Genomic DNA, 7120 nt, shown 5'->3' on the forward strand with positions numbered 1-7120 from the left:
AGCCTAGAAGAACAGTGGGTCGCGCTCGCGTTCCCGGGGCTGGGCCGGTTCCGGGTTCTGGGCCGGAGGGTCCTCGCGGCGGCGCGAATCCTCCGTCCGGCGGGGCTCGACGGGCGTCGCCGGACGCGGATTGTTCTCGACCGGCGCCGTCGGGTCGTAGGGTTCGCCAGCCTCCATATCCACGCCGTCGATGACGCGGCTGTCGCCGAAGGGGTCCTCGATCGAGTTCATCAGGTCGCCGACAGGATCGGGCGCGACCCAGCCCTCGGGCATGGGCGGACCATCCGGAATGTCCGGAGCGTTCAGGCGCGGAAGCGCCGCCTCCATAAAGCCGCGCCAGATGGCGGCGGGCGAGGAGCCGCCGGTCACGCCGCGCATGGCGGTGTTGTCGTCCTTGCCGACCCAGACGGCGGTGACGAAGCCGCCCGTATAGCCGACGAACCAGGCGTCCTTGTAATCCGACGTCGTGCCCGTCTTGCCCGCCAGGTCGCGGCCGGGAATGGCCACGGCCTGGGCCGTGCCGCGCGTGACCACGCCGCGCAGCATCTGATTCATGTAGTAGAGCGGCGGGTTGTTGATGGCCTGGCCGCCCGCGGCATCGCGCGCGCCGCGCTGATAGATTACGCGGCCCTGGGGCGTGCGGATTCGGCTGATGCCATGGGCCTCGACCCGGCGCCCGCCGTTGGCGAAGGCGGCATAGGCATTGGCCATGTCGATGGGAGAGACCTCGACCGCACCCAGCGCCATCGCGGGCTCCAGCCCGATGCGCGAGCTGATGCCCAGGCGCCGGGCGGCGCGGGCCACACTGTCGCGCCCGATCTGGTCGGCGACATAGGCGGCGACGGTGTTGGTGGACTGGGCGACCGCGTTGCCCAGCGTCGTCTCGCCGATGAAGTTGCCGGAATAGTTGCGCGGGCTCCAGTTGCCGATGCGGATCGGCTCGTCGACCACCGGGGTCTCGGGCGTGTAGCCGGCCTCCATCGCCGCCAGATAAACGAAGGGCTTGAAGGCCGAACCGGCCTGACGCCGCGCATCCACGGCCCGGTTGAACTGGCTGTCGGCGTAGGAGGCCCCGCCGATCATGGCCCGCACCCGACCGTCGCCGTCCAGAGCGACCAGCGCAGCCTGCTCGACGCCGCGCGAGGCGTCGCGCTCCAGGATGCGGCGGACGTTGCGCTCGGCCGACGTCTGCAACGTCAGGTCCAGCGTCGTCTCGACGATCAGGTCCTCGGTCGGCTCGCCGACCAGACCGCGGATTTCCTGATCCAGCCAGTCGATGAAGTATTGTGCGTGCTGGGTCGCCAGGGTGCGTGACACCCGCACGGGCTCCAGCACGGCGGCGGCGCGCTGTTCCGGCGTGATGACGCCGGCGTCGACCATCTCGTTCAGGACGACGGTGGCGCGGGTCGCGGCCCGCTCGCTTTCGGAGACGGGGGAATAGCGGCTGGGGGCCTTGAGCAGACCGGCCAGAAGCGCCGCCTCGCCGACCGTCAGCTCACGCGCCGACTTGTCGAAGTAGCGCTGGGACGCCGCCTCGATGCCATAGGCGCCGGCGCCGAAGTAGACGCGGTTCAGATAAAGCGCGAGGATCTCCTCCTTGGAGAACTTCAGCTCCAGCCAGACGGCCAGCATCAGCTCCTGCACCTTGCGGCGCATGTTCTGGTCGGGCGTCAGGAACAGGTTCTTGGCCAGCTGCTGGGTCAGCGTCGAGCCGCCCTGGACGATGCGGCCCGCGCGCATATTGGCCGCCACGGCCCGCATCATGCCGATGGGGTCGAAGCCGGGGTGCCAGTAGAAGCGGCGGTCCTCGATGGCGATGAAGGCGGCCGGAACATAGTCCGGCAGGGCCTCCAGATCGGCGGGCGGCGCCTGCTGGGAGCCGCGCGTGGCGATCAGGGCCCCGTTGCGGTCCAGATAGGTGATCGAGGGCTGGCGATCGACGTCATAGAGCGCCGAGGTGTCGGGCAGTCCGCGCGCGAACACGGCGAAGAAGACCACCAGGAAGATCAGGCCCCAGACGGCGAGAACCGCCGCCCAGTAGAGCGCGCGCTGAAGCGGCGTCCGGCTCGCCGCCGCGCCGCCGGAACCCTGTCCGCGCCCGAAACCTGGACCCGCCATAGACATCCTCGAAAAGCCCGCCCGGCCGCTCATAGCGCGCCGAACGCCGGTCTGGAACGCCCCACTGTTCTCACGCGAATGTGAAGGTCGTTTCGGCCCAAACTAGGGCCGTGAAGTTAACGCCGTTTCAGTCGTAATCGACGCCGGTGAGATACAGGCCGTCCGAAGGCGCGACCGGCCCGCAGGCAGCGCGATCCCTGGCTTCCAGCGCCGCGCGCACGGCGTCGGGCGACCACCGGCCCAAGCCGACTTCGACCAGCGTCCCTGTCATGGACCGCACCTGGCGATGCAGGAAGGAGCGGGCCTCGAACACCAGCCGCACCTCCTCGCCGATCCGCTCGACGCGCGCGATGTCCAACGTCTTGACCGGCGAGGCCGACTGGCAGGCCACGTCGCGGAAGGTCGTGAAGTCGTGCTGCCCGATCAGGAAGCCCGCGCCCGCGTTCATGGCCTCGACGTCCAGCGCCCGCTTGACGTGCCAGACCCGGCCCCGATCCAGCGCCGGTCGGCCCGACCGGTTCAGGATGCGATAGAGATAGCGCCGCCCCGTCGCAGAGAACCGCGCGTGCCAGTCGCCCTCGGCGACCGCGCAGTCGAGCACCGCAACGGCCTCGTGGACGAGGTGGGCGTTCAGCGCGTTCATGACCGTGGCGGCGGGCCAGTCCTTGTCCAGATCGACGTGGACCACCTGGCCGGTCGCGTGGACGCCGGTGTCGGTGCGGCCGGCGGCCGCGATGCGGACGCTCTGGCCCGAGAAGGCCGTCACCGCCGCCTCGATCGCGCCCTGAACCGTCGGCTGATCGACCTGCGTCTGAAAGCCGTTGTAGTCCGAGCCGTCATACTCGACCGTCAGCCGATAGCGCGGCATCAGCCCAGAACCGTGCCCGGCGGCAGGGAAAAGCCGTTCAAGAACTCGGCCGCGTCCTGCGCCGCCTTGCCGGGCCGCTGCACGCGCAGCAGGCGGACGGCTCCGTCACCCGTGCCGATGCGCAGCTCGCCATCCAGAACCTCGCCCGGCGCGCCGGACGCCTTCAGACTGACCTGGCTCATCACGGCCTTGATGCGCGTCGGCTGGCCGTCGGGACCCGTGACCTCGAACCAGGCGCCCGGCGCGGGGGACAGGCCTCGGATGTGGGCGTCGATCTCGGCGGCGGGGCGGGTCCAGTCGATGCGAGCCTCGGCCGGAGTGATCTTCTTGGCATAGGTCGGCTCGCCGGCCTGCGGCGTCTCGACCGCCCCGCCGCGCTCGATGGCGGCGAGCGCCCGGGGCCACAACGTCGCGCCGGTCGCGGCCATGCGCTGGCCGAGCGTCGCGGCGGTGTCGTCGGGCAGGATGGGCAGGACCTCGCTCAGCAGGATCGGCCCCTCGTCCAGACCTTCGGACATGCGCATGATCTGGACGCCCGTCTGCCGATCGCCCGCCATGATGGCCCGCTGGATCGGCGCGGCGCCCCGCCAGCGCGGCAGGAGCGAGCCGTGCAGGTTGAAGCAGCCCAGACGCGGCGCCTCCAGCACCTCGCGCTTCAGGATCTGCCCGTAGGCGACGACGCAGGCGGCGTCGAGCTCCAGGCCGGCGAAGTCGGCGATGGCCTCGGGCGACTTCATGCTCTCGGGCGTGAAGACCGGCAGGCCCATGGTCTCGGCGAAGGCGTGGACCGGCGAGGGCGTCAGCTTCTGGCCTCGACCGCGCGGACGCGGCGGCTGGGACCAGACGGCGACCACCTCGTGGCCCGAGGCGATCAGCTCGGCCAGCGACGGCACGGCGAAGTCGGGGGTTCCCATGAAGGCGAGGCGCATCGCGCCTCTCTAGGGCGTCCGAGGCGCAACGTCGATCAGGCCGTGCTGCCGAAATCCAGGTCCTTGCGGGCCGAGATGATGGTGACGATGAAGCCCGCCAGAACGTCCAGCATGACCATCGTGGTGATAAGGAAGAAGGTCGAGGTGGCGAAGCCCCGGATCAGCAGGAACTCGACGAGGCAGAAGACGAACAGGATCATCGACAGCGCGTGGTTGATGATCGCCACCTTCTGGCTCGACGTCGACTTCAAGAGCTCGAAGAACAGCAGGATCAACGACAGGAACAGGATCAGGTCGCCCACGCCGACCTGCCAGCTCGCGCCCGACGCCATGGGCAGGGAGAACAGCGGCTGGCGCAGCGCTTCGTCGGCCGCCGCCATTCCGCCCCCGCCGATGCCGGACAGCACCACGATGTTGTAGAGGATGAACGGAATGATTAGCAGGGGAATGGCGATCAGCATGGTGCGGTCCTTCTGCGATCAACGGTCCAGCTTGGTAACGGTGAATACCCCGGTTCGCTCCCGACGACCACGGGGTTCGCGCGCCACGCGCAGGTTCAGTACTCCGTCACCGGCCCCGGCCGGCGCGAGCGGGTCTTGAGCCACATGACGCCCAGGATGTCCGACACCGAAGCCTTCAGCCGCCCCCAGTTGGTGTATTTCGAACGGCCTGTGTCCCGATGCCGGTGGCCGATGGGCAGGTAGCGGTTCTCATAGCCCTCGCGGATCACCAGCGCCGGCAGGTAGCGGTGGATGTGGTCGAAGTAGGGAAGCCGCAGGAAGACGTCGCGCCGGAAGGCCTTGAGCCCGCAGCCGGTGTCGTCGGCGTCATCGCCCAGCAGGCGCTTTCTGATGCGGTTGGCCCAGCGCGAGGCCCACAGCTTGGCCTCCGAATCCTGTCGCTTCTGGCGCACGCCCCCGACCAGGGCGACCTGCGGCGGGGCGGCGATCAGGGCCTCGACCAGTTTCGGCGCGTCCGCCGGCGGGTTCTGCCCATCGCCGTCCAGCGTCACGACGATCTGCCCGCGCGCTGCCAGCACGCCGGTCCGCACGGCCCGGCTCTGGCCCGCGTTCGTGGCATGACCCAGGACCCGCAGCGTCGGCAGCTCTACGGTCAGGGCGCGCAGCTCGGCCAGGGTCGAATCCCGGCTTGCGTCATCGACGAAGATGATTTCGTGCGAGCGCCCGGCGAAAGCTGCCGCGATCTCGCGCGCAAGCGGACCGGCGGCCCCCGCCTCGTCATGGACGGGGACGACGATGGAGATGTCAGGGGCAGCCTCGGCGGTCATGTCTGCTGTCTAGCCGCAAAGGGGGGCCGGACGCCACGGTCAGCCGCTGTGTCCGGTGGTGGACACAACACAATCTTGAGGTAGCTTGGCCGTTCAGCGCCGCCGCTGCCTCCCTGTCCCCGTCGCCACGAGACGACCCATGGCCAACCTGGATTTCCGCACCGCCACGCAAACGCAAGCCACCGCCTACACGGGCGACGGCTCCGGCACAGACATCATCTTCTTCTCGTCAGGGACGGCGACGGGGACGGTCATCACGGTGAACCCGGCGCTGGGCGCGGATCCCGAGACGATCACCATCGCCAACCCGGGGACGGGCACGACGTCGCTGAACTTCAGCCGCGCCGCTGTTTCGGGCGTGAACTCCTTCCAGTTCGCAGACGGCTCGATCCTGATCTATGGCCTGAACAGCTCCGAGAGCCTGGACGGCGACGCCTTCGCCGACCTGCTGTTCGGCAACGACGGCGACGACATCATCACCGGCAACAACGGTGACGACCAGATCTTTGGCGGCAACGGCGCCGACTCGCTGCTCGGCGGCGAAGGCTCCGACCTGCTGCAGGGCAACGCCGGCAACGACACCCAGAATGGCGGGAACGGCGCCGACTTCATCTTCGGCGGTCAGGGCGTCGACGTTCTGGACGGCGGCAACGGCAACGATTTCATCCAAGGCAATCTCGGCAACGACACAATCACGTCTGGCAACGGTGCCGACACTTTGGTCGGCGGCCAGGGGAACGACTTCCTGAACGGTGGTAACGACAACGACCTGCTGCTTGGAGACCTCGGGAACGACGCCCTTACGGGCGGCGAGGGCGACGACGTCATCAACGGCGGCGACGGCAACGACATCGTCAACCAGGACAACGGGACCGGCGAAAACGGCAACGACAACATCAACGGCGGCAATGGCAACGACTCGATCGGGGCAGGCAACGGTAACGACGTCCTGAACGGCGACAACGGCGACGACGTCCTGGTCGGCAATAACGGCAACGACACGATCAACGGCGGCGACGGCAACGACACCATGGGCATTGCCTTCGGTGCAGGTTCCACCGACGACGGTGATGACGTCATGGATGGCGGAAACGGCAACGACTCCATCCATGCCTCGAACGGGGCCGACACGATGTTCGGTGGAAACGGCGAAGACACTATCGACGGTGGCGAAGGCAACGATGGCCTGCTGCAGGGCGGTCAGGGCAACGACACGGTCAGAGGCGGTAACGGCGACGACTTCATCTTCGGTGGCCAGGGCAATGACGTCCTGAACGGAGACGGCGGCAATGACTTCCTCCAAGGCAACCTCGGCAATGACACCGTGAATGGCGGGGCCGGCAACGACACCGTGATCGGTGGCCAGGGCGACGATCTGCTGACGAGTTCGTCCGGCGATGATCTGTTGTTCGGCGATCTGGGCCAGGACAGCGTGTATGGCGATGGCGGCAACGACACCCTGACCGGCGGCGCAGACACTGACTTGCTGGACGGCGGGACTGGCAACGATGTGCTGCTGGGCGGCGACGGTGGCGATCTGCTGCTGGGCGACGCAGGCAACGACCAGATCAACGGCGAAGCCGGCAATGACACCATCGGCGGCGGCGATGGCAACGACACCATCGGCGGTGACGCCGGTAATGACGACATCGACGCCAACGACGGCAACAACGTCGTCAATGGCGGCGACGGTCAGGACACGCTCATTGCGGGCACCGGCAACGATGTGATCGACGGCGGTGACGGCAACGACACGATCGACGGCGCGAGCGGCAACAACACCCTGACGGGTGGAGCCGGCAACGACACCATCACGTCCAGCTCGGGCAACGACGTGGTCTCGGGTGGTGACGGCGAAGACACCATCAACGCCGGCGCGGGGGCCAACAACCTCGCGGGCGGGGCCGGAAACGACAG

6 protein-coding genes are annotated in these 7120 nt (G+C 68.4%); 1 reads left to right on the forward strand and 5 read right to left on the reverse strand.

The features are described from left to right. Positions 1–3: 3 nt before the first annotated feature. The 5 genes from Q333_RS0101080 to Q333_RS0101100 form a co-directional block, all read right to left on the reverse strand. The gene (locus Q333_RS0101080; protein WP_035293470.1) at positions 4–2118 is read right to left on the reverse strand and encodes a transglycosylase domain-containing protein; all 2115 of its coding nucleotides are present in this window, start codon (positions 2116–2118) and stop codon (positions 4–6) included. A 127-nt stretch (positions 2119–2245) separates the two neighbouring features. After that, positions 2246–2986 (reverse strand): tRNA pseudouridine(38-40) synthase TruA, encoded by a 741-nt coding sequence (gene truA / locus Q333_RS0101085; RefSeq protein WP_029414899.1) that lies wholly within the window; start codon positions 2984–2986, stop codon positions 2246–2248. Further along, positions 2986–3915 carry a methionyl-tRNA formyltransferase gene (gene fmt / locus Q333_RS0101090; protein WP_029414900.1) on the reverse strand — a complete coding sequence of 310 codons (930 nt, stop codon included), beginning with the start codon at positions 3913–3915 and terminating at the stop codon, positions 2986–2988. Before fmt ends, truA begins: the two co-directional genes overlap by 1 nt. 35 nt (positions 3916–3950) lie before the next feature. Next, positions 3951–4376 (reverse strand): hypothetical protein, encoded by a 426-nt coding sequence (locus Q333_RS0101095; RefSeq protein WP_029414901.1) that lies wholly within the window; start codon positions 4374–4376, stop codon positions 3951–3953. 95 nt (positions 4377–4471) lie between these two features. Continuing rightward, a complete protein-coding gene (locus Q333_RS0101100; RefSeq protein ID WP_029414902.1) occupies positions 4472–5203 on the reverse strand; it encodes a glycosyltransferase family 2 protein in 732 nt (243 codons plus the stop codon). A gap of 139 nt (positions 5204–5342) precedes the next feature. Between Q333_RS0101100 and Q333_RS0101105 the strand changes: the two genes are divergently transcribed. Then, positions 5343–7120 (forward strand): calcium-binding protein (locus tag Q333_RS0101105; RefSeq protein WP_162175562.1); only part of this gene is annotated, 1778 nt, incomplete at its 3' end.

It is taken from the genome of Brevundimonas bacteroides DSM 4726 (assembly GCF_000701445.1).
GTDB lineage: Bacteria > Pseudomonadota > Alphaproteobacteria > Caulobacterales > Caulobacteraceae > Brevundimonas > Brevundimonas bacteroides.

What these genes read in the sequence shown, in the direction of transcription:
- Q333_RS0101100 (WP_029414902.1), bottom strand. Translation starts at nt 5,203, where the DNA reads ATGACCGCCGAGGCTGCCCCTGACATCTCCATCGTCGTCCCCGTCCAT.
- Q333_RS0101080 (WP_035293470.1), bottom strand. Translation starts at nt 2,118, where the DNA reads ATGGCGGGTCCAGGTTTCGGGCGCGGACAGGGTTCCGGCGGCGCGGCG.
- fmt (WP_029414900.1), bottom strand. Translation starts at nt 3,915, where the DNA reads ATGCGCCTCGCCTTCATGGGAACCCCCGACTTCGCCGTGCCGTCGCTG.
- truA (WP_029414899.1), bottom strand. Translation starts at nt 2,986, where the DNA reads ATGCCGCGCTATCGGCTGACGGTCGAGTATGACGGCTCGGACTACAAC.
- Q333_RS0101095 (WP_029414901.1), bottom strand. Translation starts at nt 4,376, where the DNA reads ATGCTGATCGCCATTCCCCTGCTAATCATTCCGTTCATCCTCTACAAC.